Raw genomic sequence first — 17,097 nt, 5'->3', positions numbered from 1 at the left:
TGAATGCATAAAATTATTTCATATAGTCTTCAACTAATTCAAAGCATCTTTCTTCTGTAAGATTGTTCAGGACCGTTGTATATTCTAAATGTTCCATCGTACCGCCTTTATATTTTAGAGATGCCTCTTTTGCAGATTTATCTCGGTAATCTATCCATTCACGTTGTTCTTTTCTTAGTTGCTCCATCTCTTCTGAAGGAAGTTGCTGCTTTAGAATTTGATAAACTTCATTTAACAATCCATCCCAAACATCGAATCTATCACCTTCAAAACTTTTTAACACGTATGTAATTTCATCCTCGGAATTTTTTCGTATCTCATCCGTTTCTTTTTTCGTATCATTTAATTTCTTGAGATACTCTTCCTTCAAACTCACTGTATTATTTGTAGAGGAGTCTTCTTCATTTGTAGGGACATTGTTTGATGGTTCTGCTTTTTTGTTTGTATCATGCTCATTGGTATCTTTTTTAGTGCTCTCGGTAGTTGAAGCAATCTCAGTCGAAACTACATTAGAAGAATAGCCGTTGGTATTTTGAGTTGATTGATTAGTTTTTGACTGGTTGTCCAAGGTAGCACTTGACTTGTCAGATGAGTCACAAGCAACCATTATTACTAATCCTACTGTTAACATCCCCATTAAAACTTTTCGATTATTTTTCATTTTAAATGCTACCTTCCTTCTGTTATTTGTATCTGTCTGTTATTTTTTTATAGGTTTTTCAAAGATTAATTCATAGTATGTACCTACTGCAACTCCTGAAGTAGCAAAGTCAAGAGAGAAAATTTGAACAAATCTCCATCCCTCATTTGCATGATTTTTTATTACTTCTCGATAGTCTTCACTAGGTTTACCAGATAATCTTTTAAACTCTATTTTAACAAACTTGTATTCGAACATTTTTATTCCTCCCTTTTATAATATATTTGTTTATGCTAGAAAAATTGAATAAGATTTTTCCATAAGGATGCATTTACTTTAGCTATTTTATACGAACTTAATTTGAAAAAGTTTCAAAAAATAGAAGTGACGGTTCTGCTGGTTTTTTTTAGTGCAAAACAAAGAGGAGAAGTGTGCGGACACTTCTCCTCTTTGGGTTTACCTGAATGAAAGAACCACGAGAATCAATCCCCCGTGGTCACTTTTATTGTTATATGCCGCGTGCGATGTGGAAACCTTGGTGGACGGCTGTTAGGATTTTGTCTGGACTAACGGCGTCGCCAATTTTTTCTACGTCGATTTTTCCGTTTAGTTGGTTGTATAATTCATCATTGGATCTGAAACCGGATGCGATTACGTAGGTGTCGGCTTCGATGGCTTTTTGTTCGCCTTCATGCACATATTCTACTGCCTCATCACTAAGCTTTGTTACGGTTGCATTTGCGACAACACGGATTTCTCTGTCGAGTAAAAGTTGACGGAGCGCCTGGTCGTTGTTCAAACAATGGTCAGCTGTTACCAATATATCTTCTAGCATCTCTACAATGGTCACACTCTCTGCAGTTTCGGCACAGTGTGCAGCGGCTTCACACCCTACGAGCCCGCCACCGATGACGACGACATTTTTACCGAATTTCACTTTATCTGTTAAGATATCATTGGCGACAACCACTTTATCAGTCTCTTGAATTCCATTGATTGGCGGTAAGAATGCCCGCGATCCTGTTGCAAGGATGACTTTGTCGTAGTTGCCAGCAAGGACTTGGTCTGCTGTGGCTTCTTTCATCAATTTCAAGCGGACATTGCTGCGATAGGTTTTGCCCACAAGATACTCGACATAATTTGCGACGTCTTTCTTGAATTTAGGCCCTCCTGCCGCTAACAAGGTACCACCCAACTGATTTGACTTCTCCCAAAGTTCTACATCCAGTCCTCTTTCAGCAGCAGTAATGGCTGCCTCCAATCCGCCAGGACCGGCCCCGACGACCAAGACTTTTTTCTTTCCTGATGCTGGGGTGACTGGATAATAGTCTTCACTGAAGCAAAGTGGGTTTACGGCACAATGAATGATTTTTCCACTAAATCCAGCATGCAGGCATTCATTACAGCCGATGCATGGCACGATATCATAGGTTTCATTGCGTTTCACTTTGTTGACCCATTGCGGATCGGCAAGGGACTGATGGCCCAATCCAATGAAGTCGGCCTTTCCTTGCTGCAGGGAGGCTTCCGCTAAACTTGGATTTCCAAGCTTCCCTTGGGACATGACAGGAATCGTTACATTTTTCTTGATTTCATTGGCCACTTCTATCTGAGTGGGAGATTCTTGATATACTGTGTTAATGGCTTTGTACCAGGCCTCATAGCAGCCAGTATCGACATGAAGGGCATCAACGCCAGCTTCTTCGAGGATTTTTGCCATTTCAATGCCTTCAGGAAGTTCACGTCCGCCTTCTACACCATGGTAAGGAGTGAATTTTACAAGGATCGGGAAGTATTTTCCACAGGTTTTTCTGATTTCAGCAATGATGTCGAGGGTGAATTTCATTCGGCCTCTTAAATCTCCGCCGTATTCATCTGTACGTTTGTTCCATAAAGTCGAGTGGAATTGATCAAGCAAATAGCCGCCATAGCCGTGAATTTCGACGGCATCGCCACCAGCGGCCTTCACTTTAGCTGCGCCTTCGCCCATTTTTTTGACTATATCTTGAATTTGTTCAGCAGAAAAAGGTTTACAGGTTACTTCAGGAAACCAGAAGGACTGTGTTTCACTTGCTGAATAGGGAATAACTGTGCCTGTTGTAAATTGCATTCTGCCAAGTCCAGGTGTGAGTTGGATACAAAGCTTTGCTCCATTATTATGAATTCGCCGAGCTAAAAAGCTTAATTGCTCGAACGAACGGTGAGTTTCTAAGATATTGCACGCTTTTGCTTCATATTTAGTGGTTACTTGGTTGGCTCCAGTAATAACTAAACCAGTGCCCCCTTTTGCTCTTTCCTCATAATAACGAATCGCACGATCTGAAAATGAACCATCAGGCTCTGTAGCTGTTCCCATGGGAGCCATAAATACACGATTTCTTAATTCCATTTTACCAATGTTGCCTGTTTGTAAAAGTTTCATTAATAAACCTCCAGTTTGTGAAATAGTGAGCATAAGTATATAACCTTTTATAAGACTGCCCAATATATTCCGTTTATTTATGTTGAATACCTCTTTATTTTAGTACATATCCTTCCAAATTTGCTTGCCTTTGAGCGTTCTTTCACATATCTTTCTTATCTAGATTCGCAAGGTTTAAAAGGTGGAGGTGTTGGTAAACCAGAACCAGAGCTACAGTTCACCTGGTTTTTTTGAGTGCAGGACAAGCAGAAGAAGAGTGCGGGACCGTTCTCCTGTTTGGGTTTAGCTGAATGAAGGAGCCAGTGGAACCGTCCCCGTTCCCTGTGTGAATAGAAAGCGTTGGTCTCCATTTAATCGTCCAAAAGGGAAGCAGGTTTCAACTGTTTCATTTGTTAATGATTAATTCATTATAGTGAACAGTTGGTTTTAATAAAAAAGAGAGGAAATACGAGAAAATCCTTTAAAAAGGACGATTTTCGTTCTTTATTGGAGTGATTTGGCTTTATTTGGAGTTTTTCAAGATAATTATTTTGACCTATACTAGAATTACGTGTTCAATATAAAGAACATAACTCCCTAAATCTTTAGGTTGATTACTTAACTGTCGTTCTCAATATCGTATTAAACTAACCGATTATGAAGGAGTGAGAACAATCGGATCTTTAAAATTATGGAAGCTGAATGCAAAATATAAAAGCTTCATTGTTCTTTTGGTTATTGGACTTACTTGGAATTTATTTATCATTGCATCCCTGAACATACCTTTAAATGGAACACATGCGCTTTTTACAGATCAAACAAAGGTCAAAGTTAGTTTAGAAACAGGAAGCTGGTTTGATAATAGTTCATTAACATTTACAAGCACTGGTAAAGATACAAATGAAATCAATGCATACATAAAAAATGAGGGACCAGAAGATATGATTCGAGACTCGAAATATTACGTTTATTATAGTCAGAATGGAAACCCTGTAAGTCCCCGTGGAGAAACTGGCGAACTAGTTTTTCAAGGGGTAATTCCTAGAATGGCAGCCACTGATGACCCAATCAGGCTTACACATATTCCGCAAAAGAAGGGTTTTTATATGTTTGTTGCATTCCAGAATCATGAAAAGCCTATAGGAATGGATTTGATAATAGAAGGGTCACCAGTAACTGTTAGTAAAAAAATCAATGTTAATCATTAAAAGACGGTAAAGATTATTAATCAAGCAAACTAGTAAGTCAAAAAAACTAGAGTAGGTGAAAGAATGAAAATTTTTATAAAATGGGCGGGTAGAATTTCTTCAATCATTATCTATGGGTTGTTAATTTGCATGGTTATTACAGTGATATCCACAAAAATAAATGGTGGTACGCCAAAAGTTTTCGGCTATGAGATGATGACTGTTTTATCAGGTTCAATGGAGCCAGCTATAAAGACTGGTTCAATTATCGCCGTAAAGCCAGTTTCCAATAAGACAAGTTTTCAAAAGGGTGATGTGGTCACTTTCAAGGCAGCGGATAATCCTAACACATTAATTACACATAGAATTGTTGAAATCCAAAAAGAAAAGGATTCTGTTCGGTATATAACAAAGGGTGATAGCAACGACGCAAAAGACCGAACTGCTGTCATTGCTAAAAATATAGTTGGGGAATATAGCGGTTTCACTATTCCGTTTGTGGGAATGTTACTGGCTTTTATCCAATCAACCAATGGTGCCATTTTTCTACTAATCGTCCCAGGAGCTCTAATGATACTGTGGTCCGTATTTAGCTTCTGGAGAGCTATTTCAAAAATAGATCCAAAAGAGGCAAATCCAACTGGTTGAATCTCCGAAAACGGAGTTCACATAATATCCTTTATCCTTATACATATCTGGATAAAAGAAAAAAGGGAGGCTAGGAAGATGAGTTTAAAGAGAAAAATGGGGGCATTTTTACTAACTGCAGCTATGGGAGCAGCATTAATCAGTGCAGGAACATTTGCCTTGTGGACTGGTGAGGCACCATTTGAATCGGGTAATAATTTTAAACCAGGAAAATTAGAAATTAATCCTGCTGATGGAGCAGAAGCCTTTGGACAATCACTCCACATGAAAAATTTAGCACCAGGAGATTCTGAAACAGTGAAAGTTGAGGTAAAAAATGATGGGAACTTGAATGCTTGGATTGCGTTTGATCAGGATCAATCCAATGGAACAATCCAGGGTGAATTATTTGAGGCATTTGAAGGTTATGATACACCTTTAAAAGTTACCTATGATAATGCAGTAAAACTATTAAAACCAGGTGAGACGGCAACATTAGATTTAACCTATTCATTCCCTAAAAATGCACCTAATCATTATCAACGAGCAACGGATGGCTATATTGAAATATTTGTTAAAGCGGTACAATCACGGAATAATGGAGATGCAAATGATAATGGTGTGATTGATCCAGGTGATGCAGTACAAAATTGGAATTGATTAATGAATTTAAGAGGTACAGGTTTTAAATCGAATTGAAGAACTCTGAAATTATAGGACGGTTTACATACCTCTTAATAGAAAATGCAAAGCTTTATAAATTGCTAGGTTTGGGTTCTCCACATTAAGGTGGAAGTAACCCAAGCCTATTTTTATCGGCAAGCAGGGGATTTTAGAATGAATGTCGAATTTATGCTACCAAAAGTGAACCGTTCTTTGGTTCATGGAAGGAGCTCTAAATGAATATAGCTACTATGGAAGATATTGAAAATATGTTTGAGACATTACGTCCCAATTTAAATGAATCTAATATAATAAAAATTGAGGATGATAGTTTATCCCAATTACTTAAATACTATTTATTTTTACAGCAGTATGCCGAAGAGATTATCGCTCATTTTCCATTTACTTACGAAGAGATTCTATACAGCCAGTACTATTGGTTTGTTTATTTTAAAAATCAGTATCTTGCTTTAGTGGGATATGATGGAGGGATGGACCAACAGGCGTTTCTTCTATTGGAGAATCTATTTAATGAACTAAATGGAGAGGTTGATTGGGAGGTCATCGAAGCTATTGGCAAGTAAAAGCAAAAAGGGGCCAGGTCTTGTGCATCATAGGACTTCGAATGTGCCACTAGAACCAGCCCCTAGCTCTTTAAGTTTGCGCTATTTTTGGATATCGAGCCAATTTGGGAAAGCTGTTATTAGATGTTGTTCGCAGCATCCAATTGCTTGAGGTATCGATCGATGCATGCAGATTTTTGATTGGCTGGTCAGGTGTAAAATGACAGCAAACCTTATTTACACCAATCGGGCTTATTTTTTCGATAAGTTCCTGTAAGTCTACTTTCCTTGGTGAGAGGATTTCATATAAATGCAATGTATCTTCCTCAATTTCAAAAATAGCTGTGACATCCGGCTGTGGTTGATAGATTGAGTGATTAAACCCTAAGGTATAATAAAACATGAGAACATGCTCATCGCCAGTCGCCGATAAAACAGTAGAGAGAGGTTGCGATTGTTTTTTGATTTCCAGTATGCTTTTTGGTGAAATTTCTACGGGTTTTAGTGGTTCGGTTATTTTATTGTAACCTGTTAAATCAATCATGTACTGATTTTCAGCATTTAGTTTGAACCCGCATTTCTCATAGAGAGGGATTGCCTCCTTATCAGCTGCTAAAAAGTATAATTCATAGGTAGGGTCATAGTCCTCCAATACCTTGTTCATCAGCTTTTGCGCCAAACCTTGCCTTCTGTAGGACGGATCAGTCATCACCGTTCCAATTTGAATGGCTTTCTGTCTTTTTCCATAAGTAATAAGCTCCATTGTATTGAGGGAAACGTTTGAAATGACGCTTTCATCCTTTAGGTAGCTATAGCAGATGTAATTTTCATTCCAATGCCCCTGCTGATACCAGGTTTCGAAGTCAATGCCAAAAGTCTCTTTAGCTAGATTGTTAAAGGACAACCGATATTGGTCATTGTTTTTATAATCTTTAATAAACTCGTATGTAGACATAGGTCCTCCTGAAAAAATTAAACTTGAATTTCGCTCATTAATGCGTGAGTATTCTCTTCCGTATCTTTAAAAAATGCCATCCATGTTTCAGTTTGGCCCATTTTTGCTATCAGATGCGGTTCATCTATGAAGTGGACGCCTTTTTCTGCTAGCTCCTGATAACTTTTATTAATATCACTCACTTGAAAATAAATGACGGAGCTTGCATTAGCAAAATCCTCACTTTCAGGAACGCTTAGAAGGAGGCGAAGGCCATTACATTCAAAGAATGCTAGATTATTTATATTAAATAGAAGAGGTAAACCTAACTTTTCTTTATAAAAATCAATGGCCGTATCCAAATTCTTAACTGGAACAGCAATTTGTCCTACTTTTTGAATCATAGTTGTTTCCAAAGATTCATACACCCCTCAGTAGTTATTCTTTTAATCATTATTCGATGCACTGGGGTGATTCTCCTGCTTCATATAAAATAGTAAATCTACTACCAACATAATTTCTATTTATTTAACGAACATTCTGAAGTAATCAACAATAACATTAAAAGGGGCAATGATTTGATATGAATAAACTTACTAAGTTGGTAACAAGCAGTATTTTAACCTCAACTCTAATTTTTTCATCTGGAATAGGAAATGTTTTTGCCAATGAAAATGATTCTGAAATAATTGAGGTAGAAGTAGAAACTGTAACGACAACAGAACAACCAATTGCTGGAGAAGAAACAGAAGCAGGATCAGAACAACCAATCGTTGGAGAAGAAACAGAAGCAGGATCAGAAGAACCAATTGCTGGAGAAGAAACAGTAGAAGGATCAGAGGAACCAATTGCTGGAGAAGAAACAGTAGAAGGATCAGAGGAACCAATTGCTCAAGAAGAAACAGAAGCAGGATCAGAAGAACCAATTTCTGAAGATGGCCAAATAGAAGTGGAACTAGAAGAACCTTCTTTAATCCCTGGTGATTTCTTTTATTTTGTTAAAAAGATGGCTGAAAGTATTCGGCTTGCAGTAACATTTGATGACTATAAAGAGGCGCAGTTATTAGCTGGTTTTGCGGCTGAACGGATTGCAGAAGCCAATGCTTTACTTGCAGATGGAAAAACGGAAGAAGCAGAGACACTTCTTAAGGAAGCCATTCAGACACAGGAACTTGTAGGGGAATCATTACCCGAAACTGAAGAGGAAACAAGCGGTGAAACAGAAGCAATTGAATCTGATACAACAGAAGGAACAGAAGAAATAAATGAAACAGAAGAATTAGTAGAAAGCAAGCTTGCTAATAACATTGATTCATTATTAGTAGTTTTAGGAAAAATTGAAAACCCAAGGGCGCAAGAAGCCATTATGAAAAATATTCAAAAATCATTTGCAAAACTAGAAAGAAAGTTTGAAAAGGAAAATTCAAAATTCGCAAAAAAAATGAGTAAGATTGAAGAAAAGGTTGCTAGCGGACAGATTTCTGAAGAGGAAGCAAACCATGAAATGACCAAGCTAGAAGAAGAATTAAACAACAAAGAGCAAAAGATTGAAGAAGAAGAAGCAGGGAATGTTGAAGATATAAACAATGAATCAGCTGAGGAATCTGAAGATGCTGCTAATGAACAAGAGAAAAAGAACCAAAAGGCAGAAGTAAAGCAGGTTAAAGCAGCTGAAAAAGCAGAAGAAAAGCAGGTTAAAGCAGCTGAAAAGGCAGAAGAAAAGCAGGTTAAAGCAGCTGGCAAAGCAGAAGAAAAGCAGGTTAAAGCAGCTGAAAAAGCAGAAAAAAAGCAGGGTAAAGCAGCTGGGAAGGCAGAAGAAAAGCAAGGAAATAATAAGTAGTAAAAAGGTAAAGGTGCTGCCAATTGGCGCACCTTTTGTTTTGGAAGCAAAGGGCGGTTAGTGACCGCTCCTCCATTTTTCCTACCTAAACGAGCTTCATGAACCCTTCATGAGGACAACTTTTTCATTTTTCTTACCTAAATGGGCTTCATGAACCCTTCATGAGGACAACTTTTTCATTTTCCTTACCTAAATGGGCTTCATGAACCCTTCATGAGGACAACTTTTTCATTTTTCTTACCTAAATGGGCTTCATGAACCCTTCATGAGGACAACTTTTTCATTTTCCTTACCTAAACAGGCTTCATGAACCCTTCATGAGGACAACTTTTTCATTTTTCTTACCTGAATGGGCTTCATGAACCCTTCATGAGGACAACTTTTTCATTTTCCTTACCTAAACAGGCTTCATGAACCCTTCATGAGGACAACTTTTTCATTTTTCTTACCTGAATGGGCTTTATGAACCCTTCATGAGGACAACTTTTTCATTTTTCTTACTTAAACAGGCTTCATGAACCCTTCATGAGGACAACTTTTTCATTTTTCTTACCTAAATGTGCTTCATGAACCCTTCATGAGGACAACTTTTTCATTTTTCTTACCTAAACAGGCTTCATGAACCCTTCATGAGGACCGCCTCTCCATTTTCCCTACCTGCGCCTAAACGGGTTTAATGAACCCACCCTTCATAGTGTCCATTCCCTTTGCTCTTTTGTAAATAGAGTATCTGGAGGCTGTTGCAGAACAACTCAAAAAGCGCTTCCGGGCCCAGGGAGCGCTTTCTTGAGTAGCTGTCTACAGGATAATATATGTTAATTTTTTCATTGATTATTTAATTTTTTTGTTACTGGTTCGCTGGTTATCCCTCCTTTCCCGATTTAAGTTGCTTAATGATCACCTGGACCGATGAATTGCAATGCCGCAGGGGATTGGACTCTAACTTTTCTCTTCGTTTCCTCGATTTGTATTCGGATTAAACTAGAAACTCGCTTTCCTTCTTTTGCGATCAAGCTGCATTGTAAAGCCAGCCTGTTGGACACACTCATCACTTTTTCGGTGGTTTTGAACCTGGTCATAATTTTTACTCTGGGGCGGATCCGCTGGATGGGCTCCATTGTTTCATCACTATCGGATTTGTTGGACTGGACAGGAACCTTTCGATGTAGCTTAAAGAAATTCATACTATCATCTCACAACCTTTCCAAAAATGGTGCAGGGGATTCTATTCCCTGTATAGGTATAATTCACGAGGAAGTCCGCTAATTCCTTTAAACAGAAAGGGACTTTTCATCGTCAATTTCCTCTGAAAACTGCCAGGTATCAAGCAGTCCTCCGATAAAGGGAGAAAATTCATTATCAAAATGGGAAGATTGCTGGGGGATGTTGGAGAAAAGTGGGCTAGGGGTGAACCGAGAGGACTGTTCTCGTGGCTTTTTCGTACTTGCGGTAATGAGGCTGTAGAACCTTTACTTTGTTTCAATGGAAGTGAAAAAGTAGTAGAGTAAATAGTAGTTATCATTGAAGGAGTGGAGTTTATGTATCATGTCAGAGCGGTTGTAGATAAAAAGTATAATATATACGAGCTAGTGGATATGGCAACCAATTCAAGGGTTAAGATAGCTCCAGAGCGGGGCGGTATTATTTTTTCATATAGTGTAGGAGGGCAAGAGTTGCTCTATCTTAATGAGGAAACATTTTATCATCAGGATCAGAATGTCAGAGGTGGAATTCCGATTCTTTTTCCCATCTCAGGCCAGTTGAACGGCGGGACTTATGAGTGGGAAGGAACCAACTATACAATGGGCAATCATGGATTTGCCCGAAACGCTATTTGGGAGGTCATCGACAGCCACACGGACAATAGAGCAGCGCTAACGATTCGGCTGACTAGCAATGTACAGACGAAGAAGGCCTACCCTTTTGATTTTGAGGTGGTGTTCACCTATTCATTAGAGAAGGGGAAGCTTACGATCCATCAGGAATATAAGAATAAGGGGGAACGGCCAATGCCGATTTCTGCAGGTTTCCACCCTTACTTTAAAACAAGCGAAAAGCCTCTCGCCTATGAAACCGATGCGACTAAATACTATGATTATAATGATGGGAAAAATAAAGAATTTACTGGTAGTTTTGATATAACAAGCATTACAGAATCGGTCGCATTATTCGATGCTAAGCATACGACCATTTCCTTTCAGCCGTCAGCACCGGATCGGAAAATCAAGCTGGGCTATGGAGAAGAGTTTAAGTACGTCGTAATCTGGACAGAAAGCGGAAAAGAATTCATCTGCGTAGAGCCCTGGATGGCAAAGAACGATGAATTCAATCGAAAAAACGAGCTAGTGATGGTTAATGGAAACGAGCAGTTAACGACAGATTTTAGCATTAAACTAGAATAGAGCAGTGGGAGCCAGGGGGCGGTTTCGCACTTGCGGTAATGAGGCAAGGGAAAGCGTCCCCTCCGCATCACTTATATAAAAAAACCTGAAGATTACTTTTACTGTCGAGGGTTGCTAGGAGGACGTTTTTTACTTCTGTTTGGTAAAGTCTTTCTAAACTTGAAACAACCCAGGATTCATCTTTTTGACTCTGTTTTAACTCCTCGGAATTTATTTTCCCCTCCTTAATAATCGTCCTTGGCAATTCGAAGGGCTCAACTTTCATTTGGAAGTATGCAGGTGTAAGCGGTTCGTATTTCGGATCCAAGAAAAACGAAATTTTTCCGTCCGCTTCCCAAAGGGCTAAGGCCACCTTCTTCAAATCGCCCACTTTTTCTTCCCTTAATTCTTCTAATAGCACATCCAGGGAAATTCTAGCCTTTTTTAAGCCTTTATAAATGATTTCTCCTTTCTGAACAAGAGTGATTGGCGGAGGTGTCACCAACTTTCTAAACCATTGCCACTTTAGAATTAAAAAAGTCCCACTCAAATACAGGATAACTAATACAATGGTAGTAATCATCGACCCTTTTAGTCCAAGATGTTGGTCTGACAATGGATGGGCGATAATGTTTCCGATGACTAAAGCCATGGCGAAATCAAGGAGTCTTAATTGGGAGATCGTGCGCTGACCCAGGAGTTTAGCAACGATTACTAAAAAGAAAAAACCAACAACCGCTCGAAGAATCCACTCCAAGGCAGTAAGTGTTTCTTGACTTTGAAAAAAGTCCATAAATGACACATCCTTTATCCCCATAATTTCCCGCTTAGTTTGCGCCGATGTTATTTATAAATACAAATAACGGGAAAAATTAAAGGCCGCAGATCCAAATTTTGTGCTCGTCAATTATAAAAAAAAGAGCCAGGAGAACGTTCCCCTGACCCTTCGCTCTATGGCAGAATATTGCCTGCTTTACGGTAGATGCTGTACCATTCTTCACGTGTCAGTTGAATGTCGCTTGCTTGGATGCAGTCCTTTAGCCTGTCGATGTTCATCGTCCCAATGACCGGCTGCATTTGTGCGGGGTGGCGTAACAGCCAGGCAACAGCAATAGTCGTGTTGCTTACTTCATATTTGGCTGCGATTTCATCAATGCTCTGGTTTAATTCTGGGAACTTGTCATTATCAAGGAAGACACCCTCAAAGAATCCATACTGGAAGGGTGACCAGGGCTGAATGGTGATGTCGTTCAGCCGGCAATAATCAAGGATGCTTCCATCGCGATTGATGGCAGAGTCATTTTCCATATTTACATTGATTCCGTTGGAAATCATGTTGGCGTTGGTGATGCTTAATTGCAGCTGGTTCGCAACAAGCTGCTGCTTCACATATTTCTTTAGGAGCTCAATTTGCATCGGATTCTGGTTAGAAACGCCAAAATGCCGGACCTTTCCCGAGCTTTCCAGGATATCGAATGCCTCCGCAACCTCTTCAGGCTCAACAAGCGCATCGGGACGGTGCAGAAGTAAGGTGTCTAGATAATCCGTGTTTAGCCGTTTCAATATTCCATCAACCGAATTTACTATATGCTCTTTGGAAAAATCGAACATACCTTTGCGAATGCCGCATTTGGATTGCAGAATGATTTTTTCGCGAATAGCTGCATTCATGTGGATGGCATCTGCAAAAATTTCCTCACATGCTCCATCGCCATATATGTCCGCATGGTCGAAGAAGTTTGCTCCTGATTCCAAAGCAGTTTGGACAAAGCGCTCAGCCTCGTTCTTGTCCAGCGAATTTATCCGCATGCACCCGACGGCAACCACCGGTACCTCTAATGTACTGCTTCCAAGCTTCATGTTCCTCATCGTTTATGACCTCCAATTTTTATTATTGTAAAAAATACTGCCATGTTTATCCAATCTTACTATGACACATATCTGAAGTTGGTATCAATAGTTAAAGACAAAACAAGCAGAAATACGAATGCCAATAAAAAAAGTAGTCGTTTATACCTAGTTTAAGTTGGGGGATATTTCCTGTATTTTGCTTTTGCAGTATAACATTACCTGAAAAAATTCATAATGAAAACACAAGCCCCTTTTAAACCCCTATTGGACAGCAGGTGCACGCATCATGATCGATAAATAGGTGAGTTTAGGGGGGGAGTTTTTTTAGTTCAAAACTCATTTCTTTCTATTGGACCTTGCACATATTAACAGCTTGCCTCCTTATCCAGCCCCTTTCAAAGACAAAAAACTATTCATCTCAGTTGTCAGGAAATTGTCGAATAATTGTTCACTTTTCTGCTGTATTTGGCTTTAAGTTATTATATTCTAGCTTTATGGTAACAGGACGGAAGGGGTATTTTATGACGAATGGGATTAAGAAGTCTGATTTAAGTTTGTTCATTGATCAATGTGAGCCATTACTTAAGGGTATTCCACTGCCTTGTTATATTCTAGATTTAGAAGGTAATATTGTTTTTTCGAATCGGGCTGCACAAAGGTTAACAGGATATAAAAGGGATAAAGCAAATCATCGGAATTTCCTTTCACTTTTACAAGAGGATGGGATTGGGAAAACGATTAATCATGTAAATGCCGTTCTTAAGGGTGAGAGGAAAAGCTTTCAGATTCCGATTACGCATAGCAGCGGTTCTCGGATGATGGCTAATATTTTGTCAACCCCAGTGGAAATTGGCGGGCAGATCCAGGGGATTTGCGGATTTATTATTGATGCAAGTCAAGGACTGGAAGCAACTCCTGCTATACCGGGAAATGGGTATGAGAATTTTACGAATACAGATATTTGCTTGTGGTCGCTTGATGTTCACACACTGGGAACTATTTCCATCTCTCCTGTATGCCAATCCATTTTTGGTTACTCTGAGGAGGAGTTTCTTTTTGATAATTATTTGGGTGAAAAAATAATCCATCCCATTGATCAATATGTTGTTTTTAAGCAGAGGGAGCTATTAACAAAAGGCCAAGCTGTACTTCAGGAATACCGAATTATTCGGAAAAATGGGGAATATAGGTGGATTTCTGATTTCATCATTCCTATTTTTGATGGGGTGACGAATGACCCAATCAGGCTTGACCGAATTGTTATCGATATAACAGAAAGGAAAAAGGCAGAGGAAGAGTTAACCTATTTAGCTTATCATGATTCTTTGACAGGATTGCCGAACAGAAGGAAACTTGATGATGATCTTCACCAGTTGATACGGGAGGCACAAGAACTGGACCAAATAGTCGGAATAGTATTTTTGGATCTGGACCGTTTTAAATATATAAATGATTCACTGGGTCATAAAATGGGTGACAAGGTGCTGCAAATTATTGCCGACCGGTTAAGAGCCAGCTTACGGTCAGATGATATCATCTCGCGTCAAGGCGGGGATGAATTTGTCGTTTTGCTTAAATCGGTGAAAAGCCGACAAGTAATAACGGAAATGGCAGCGAGGCTGAATCAGGTAATTGCCGAACCTATACGGATTAAGGAGCATGTATTTGTGCTGCGGGCAAGTATTGGAATAAGTATTTACCCTGATCATGACCAGGAGCCAGATGCCTTAATTCAGAAGGCTGATCAAGCGATGTATCTTGCGAAGGAGAATGGAGGAGGCATTCAGCCGTATCAAGCGGAAATGGCTAAGTCGCTTTCAAGAAAGCTGCTCCTTGAGCAATCGCTTAATAAAGCGATTGAACAAAACGAGTTGTATCTAGAGTATCAGCCGATTGTCGATGTTTATCAAAAGGAAATCATCGGTTTAGAGGCACTTTTACGCTGGAAGCACCCTATTTTGGGACAAATTTCTCCTGGGGAATTTATTCCTATTGCAGAAGAGACAGATTTAATCATTACGATAAGTAACTGGGTATTATCAACGGCATGCAAGCAACGGCGCATTTGGGCTGATCAAGGGTTGCCACCGTTTTATATCTCCGTCAATATCGCTGCCAGACATATTCAACGAGGGTCCTTTATCCAGAATATCAAAGATACATTGGACCGGTATAAGCTGCCGCCTCGCTTATTAAAAATTGAAATTACTGAACGAACAGCAATGACAGATGTTGAAAAAACGCTGACTATAATAAAAAAATTACAGGATTTCGGGATTGATATCATTTTAGATGATTTTGGGATAGGCTATTCTTCAATAAGCTATCTTGTACAATACCCCTTTAATACGATAAAAATAGATAAATCCTTTATCCATGGGCTGGGTAATAAAAATCAGCAAGCTGTGTGTCGGGCGTTAGTCGCAATGGGGAGAAACCTGGGAATGAAAGTAGTAGCCGAGGGCGTAGAAACACTTGAACAATATCACTACCTATGTAGCCTAAGTTGTCACAACATGCAAGGTTACTACTTTAGCAAACCTACCCCCGTTGATAAGGTCGGAGAGTTTTTTAAGAACCAGGGCGACGGTTCTGTTGGTCCAAAAGCTCTGCTGTCATAACCTGTTGCTCCTCAATGATACACAGGACGCAAAAGCAATCAGTCAGGGTGACTGTGAGGTCGATGATGAGCAACGTTTGATAGAATTCTAGGAAACATACGCATTTGCAAATCAAAAAAAGTATCCGGCTCGCATGAACCGGATGCTTTTTTAATTAAATAAAGTTTGTTCCTGCAACCAAGAAGCTATAGAGTGAGCCAAGGGTAAAACCTATAATAGCAAAAAACATGATCGCAATTCCGTGAAGGGGGCTCCTTTTGTGAAAGACTTGATAGCCCGAGAAAAAGGCTATTGCCCCAAGGATAATAGGGAAAAACAGCAGCGAAAGCAGGGAGAATACCCAACCAAATGCAATGTAAAGGGAACCTTCCTTTTTCTCCTGTACATAGATAGAATCGACAGCAATTGATCCGTTTTGTGTACTGTTCATTTAATCCACTCCAATTTCTTATATTATTTTTGATAAAAATATTAAATGATGCGCCAATGACTATTGTGAATATATAGAAAATTATAAAAATTTATCTTTAGAATAACACGATTTTAAAAAAGTTCAAGCAAAAAGTATACCTTTGTGAGTTATTTCGCTCCTCAGGTTGTTAATTCATTGTAAAAAAATAGTGCCTGGCACTGGGCCAAGGCACTATAATAACCATTAAATTTTACCATCCTTGATGATCTCGGTCATCATGTCTGCATTTGGATAGCTGACTTCTTTATAAAGATCAATGACCTTTTTATTATCGAAGCTTACTCGTTCAATGGAGGTCTGCAAATTCCCATTTTCCACTTCAATGAGTCCGTAGGATGCTTTGGGCATTCCATCGAAAGGGAGACCAACGCTGCCAGTATTGATAATCACTTTTCCGCCGATATAGCGAATGTACGGGAGGTGGATATGTGCGTAAATGTAAACCTGAGCATCAGTACGATGCATTAATTTAGTTTTGATTGTTTCGTTCGCAGCATCTGGAAGAATCACCTCAAATAAACTATCTGGTGTGGCATGGAATCCGGCGATTTCAAAGCCGCCGACATTGGTTGTTAACTCCGCTGGCAAGTTTTGCAGGTAGTCAAGGTCGGAGGCGTCAAGTTGTTCGACTGTCCATTGCCGCTCGCGATTCATCATTTCCAAGGCGTTCTCTGGAACTTCACCCTCCCGAACGCCACGAATGACCCATTCATCTGCGTTCCCTTTAATCACATCTGTATGTAAAGACCGGATGAGCTCAAGAGACCGTTTTGGCTCTGGCCCACGAAACACAAGGTCACCTAAAACATAAACCTTATCCACACCCTTTTTCTCTATATCAAGCAAAACAGCTTCAAGTGCAACAGCATTCCCGTGAATATCAGAAATAAAGGCAGCTTTCATTGTTCATACCTCCT

General features: G+C 39.4%; 17 protein-coding genes. 7 read left to right on the top strand and 10 right to left on the bottom strand.

Annotated features, from left to right (window positions below; genetic code table 11):
* Positions 1-13 precede the first annotated feature (13 nt).
* The 3 genes from NSS81_RS09055 to NSS81_RS09045 all read right to left on the bottom strand — a co-directional run bounded on the left by NSS81_RS09055 (position 14) and on the right by NSS81_RS09045 (position 3,062).
* The gene (locus NSS81_RS09055; protein WP_342433173.1) at positions 14-661 is read right to left on the bottom strand and encodes a lysozyme inhibitor LprI family protein; all 648 of its coding nucleotides are present in this window, start codon (positions 659-661) and stop codon (positions 14-16) included.
* A 39-nt stretch (positions 662-700) separates the two neighbouring features.
* Positions 701-898 (bottom strand): DUF4177 domain-containing protein, encoded by a 198-nt coding sequence (locus tag NSS81_RS09050; protein WP_342433172.1) that lies wholly within the window; start codon positions 896-898, stop codon positions 701-703.
* Between the two features lie 250 nt (positions 899-1,148).
* Positions 1,149-3,062 (bottom strand): FAD-dependent oxidoreductase, encoded by a 1,914-nt coding sequence (locus tag NSS81_RS09045; protein ID WP_342433171.1) that lies wholly within the window; start codon positions 3,060-3,062, stop codon positions 1,149-1,151.
* Positions 3,063-3,706: 644 nt separating this feature from the next.
* Between NSS81_RS09045 and NSS81_RS09040 the strand changes: the two genes are divergently transcribed.
* From NSS81_RS09040 to NSS81_RS09025, 4 genes are all read left to right on the top strand, one after another.
* On the top strand, positions 3,707-4,249 hold the full coding sequence (locus tag NSS81_RS09040; RefSeq protein ID WP_342433170.1) for a hypothetical protein: 543 nt from the start codon (positions 3,707-3,709) through the stop codon (positions 4,247-4,249).
* Positions 4,250-4,312: 63 nt separating this feature from the next.
* On the top strand, positions 4,313-4,876 hold the full coding sequence (locus NSS81_RS09035; protein WP_342433169.1) for a signal peptidase I: 564 nt from the start codon (positions 4,313-4,315) through the stop codon (positions 4,874-4,876).
* 78 nt (positions 4,877-4,954) lie between these two features.
* Positions 4,955-5,515 (top strand): TasA family protein, encoded by a 561-nt coding sequence (locus NSS81_RS09030; protein WP_342433168.1) that lies wholly within the window; start codon positions 4,955-4,957, stop codon positions 5,513-5,515.
* A gap of 239 nt (positions 5,516-5,754) precedes the next feature.
* Positions 5,755-6,102, top strand: a complete 348-nt coding sequence (locus tag NSS81_RS09025) for a hypothetical protein (protein WP_342433167.1) — start codon at positions 5,755-5,757, stop codon at positions 6,100-6,102.
* A 70-nt stretch (positions 6,103-6,172) separates the two neighbouring features.
* Here NSS81_RS09025 and NSS81_RS09020 read toward each other — a convergent pair whose 3' ends face one another.
* Complete coding sequence (locus NSS81_RS09020; RefSeq protein WP_342433166.1) at positions 6,173-7,036, bottom strand: GNAT family N-acetyltransferase; 864 nt, start codon at positions 7,034-7,036, stop codon at positions 6,173-6,175.
* A 17-nt stretch (positions 7,037-7,053) separates the two neighbouring features.
* On the bottom strand, positions 7,054-7,431 hold the full coding sequence (locus tag NSS81_RS09015; RefSeq protein ID WP_342433165.1) for a VOC family protein: 378 nt from the start codon (positions 7,429-7,431) through the stop codon (positions 7,054-7,056).
* A 167-nt stretch (positions 7,432-7,598) separates the two neighbouring features.
* Between NSS81_RS09015 and NSS81_RS09010 the strand changes: the two genes are divergently transcribed.
* The gene (locus NSS81_RS09010; RefSeq protein ID WP_342433164.1) at positions 7,599-8,855 is read left to right on the top strand and encodes a DUF5667 domain-containing protein; all 1,257 of its coding nucleotides are present in this window, start codon (positions 7,599-7,601) and stop codon (positions 8,853-8,855) included.
* Between the two features lie 890 nt (positions 8,856-9,745).
* On the opposite strand, the gene NSS81_RS09005 is transcribed toward NSS81_RS09010, so the two are convergent.
* On the bottom strand, positions 9,746-10,039 hold the full coding sequence (locus NSS81_RS09005; RefSeq protein ID WP_342433163.1) for a hypothetical protein: 294 nt from the start codon (positions 10,037-10,039) through the stop codon (positions 9,746-9,748).
* A gap of 354 nt (positions 10,040-10,393) precedes the next feature.
* Between NSS81_RS09005 and NSS81_RS09000 the strand changes: the two genes are divergently transcribed.
* Positions 10,394-11,257, top strand: a complete 864-nt coding sequence (locus NSS81_RS09000) for an aldose epimerase (RefSeq protein WP_342433162.1) — start codon at positions 10,394-10,396, stop codon at positions 11,255-11,257.
* A 67-nt stretch (positions 11,258-11,324) separates the two neighbouring features.
* Here NSS81_RS09000 and NSS81_RS08995 read toward each other — a convergent pair whose 3' ends face one another.
* Entirely contained in the window at positions 11,325-12,029 is a 705-nt protein-coding gene (locus NSS81_RS08995; protein WP_342433161.1) for a DUF421 domain-containing protein, read from the bottom strand.
* Between the two features lie 158 nt (positions 12,030-12,187).
* Positions 12,188-13,105 carry an aldo/keto reductase gene (locus tag NSS81_RS08990; protein WP_342433160.1) on the bottom strand — a complete coding sequence of 306 codons (918 nt, stop codon included), beginning with the start codon at positions 13,103-13,105 and terminating at the stop codon, positions 12,188-12,190.
* Between the two features lie 503 nt (positions 13,106-13,608).
* Between NSS81_RS08990 and NSS81_RS08985 the strand changes: the two genes are divergently transcribed.
* Entirely contained in the window at positions 13,609-15,708 is a 2,100-nt protein-coding gene (locus NSS81_RS08985; RefSeq protein WP_342433159.1) for an EAL domain-containing protein, read from the top strand.
* Between the two features lie 154 nt (positions 15,709-15,862).
* On the opposite strand, the gene NSS81_RS08980 is transcribed toward NSS81_RS08985, so the two are convergent.
* Together NSS81_RS08980 and NSS81_RS08975 are read right to left on the bottom strand one after the other, a co-directional pair.
* Complete coding sequence (locus NSS81_RS08980; protein ID WP_342433158.1) at positions 15,863-16,138, bottom strand: hypothetical protein; 276 nt, start codon at positions 16,136-16,138, stop codon at positions 15,863-15,865.
* A 225-nt stretch (positions 16,139-16,363) separates the two neighbouring features.
* Positions 16,364-17,083, bottom strand: coding sequence for a metallophosphoesterase family protein (locus NSS81_RS08975; protein ID WP_342433157.1), 720 nt, complete (start codon positions 17,081-17,083; stop codon positions 16,364-16,366).
* Positions 17,084-17,097: the final 14 nt, after the last annotated feature.

The organism is Neobacillus sp. FSL H8-0543 (assembly GCF_038592905.1).
GTDB lineage: Bacteria > Bacillota > Bacilli > Bacillales > Cytobacillaceae > Neobacillus.
The sequence above is the reverse complement of the archived record's forward strand: the minus strand, read 5'-3'. Positions and strand labels throughout refer to the sequence as shown.

Excerpts from the sequence above, each read along its gene's own strand:
- NSS81_RS09055 (WP_342433173.1), bottom strand. The coding sequence starts at position 661 with ATGAAAAATAATCGAAAAGTTTTAATGGGGATGTTAACAGTAGGATTA.
- NSS81_RS09050 (WP_342433172.1), bottom strand. The coding sequence starts at position 898 with ATGTTCGAATACAAGTTTGTTAAAATAGAGTTTAAAAGATTATCTGGT.
- NSS81_RS09045 (WP_342433171.1), bottom strand. The coding sequence starts at position 3,062 with ATGAAACTTTTACAAACAGGCAACATTGGTAAAATGGAATTAAGAAAT.
- NSS81_RS09035 (WP_342433169.1), top strand. The coding sequence starts at position 4,313 with ATGAAAATTTTTATAAAATGGGCGGGTAGAATTTCTTCAATCATTATC.
- NSS81_RS09030 (WP_342433168.1), top strand. The coding sequence starts at position 4,955 with ATGAGTTTAAAGAGAAAAATGGGGGCATTTTTACTAACTGCAGCTATG.
- NSS81_RS09025 (WP_342433167.1), top strand. The coding sequence starts at position 5,755 with ATGAATATAGCTACTATGGAAGATATTGAAAATATGTTTGAGACATTA.
- NSS81_RS09020 (WP_342433166.1), bottom strand. The coding sequence starts at position 7,036 with ATGTCTACATACGAGTTTATTAAAGATTATAAAAACAATGACCAATAT.
- NSS81_RS09010 (WP_342433164.1), top strand. The coding sequence starts at position 7,599 with ATGAATAAACTTACTAAGTTGGTAACAAGCAGTATTTTAACCTCAACT.
- NSS81_RS09005 (WP_342433163.1), bottom strand. The coding sequence starts at position 10,039 with ATGAATTTCTTTAAGCTACATCGAAAGGTTCCTGTCCAGTCCAACAAA.
- NSS81_RS09000 (WP_342433162.1), top strand. The coding sequence starts at position 10,394 with ATGTATCATGTCAGAGCGGTTGTAGATAAAAAGTATAATATATACGAG.
- NSS81_RS08995 (WP_342433161.1), bottom strand. The coding sequence starts at position 12,029 with ATGGACTTTTTTCAAAGTCAAGAAACACTTACTGCCTTGGAGTGGATT.
- NSS81_RS08990 (WP_342433160.1), bottom strand. The coding sequence starts at position 13,105 with ATGAGGAACATGAAGCTTGGAAGCAGTACATTAGAGGTACCGGTGGTT.
- NSS81_RS08985 (WP_342433159.1), top strand. The coding sequence starts at position 13,609 with ATGACGAATGGGATTAAGAAGTCTGATTTAAGTTTGTTCATTGATCAA.
- NSS81_RS08980 (WP_342433158.1), bottom strand. The coding sequence starts at position 16,138 with ATGAACAGTACACAAAACGGATCAATTGCTGTCGATTCTATCTATGTA.
- NSS81_RS08975 (WP_342433157.1), bottom strand. The coding sequence starts at position 17,083 with ATGAAAGCTGCCTTTATTTCTGATATTCACGGGAATGCTGTTGCACTT.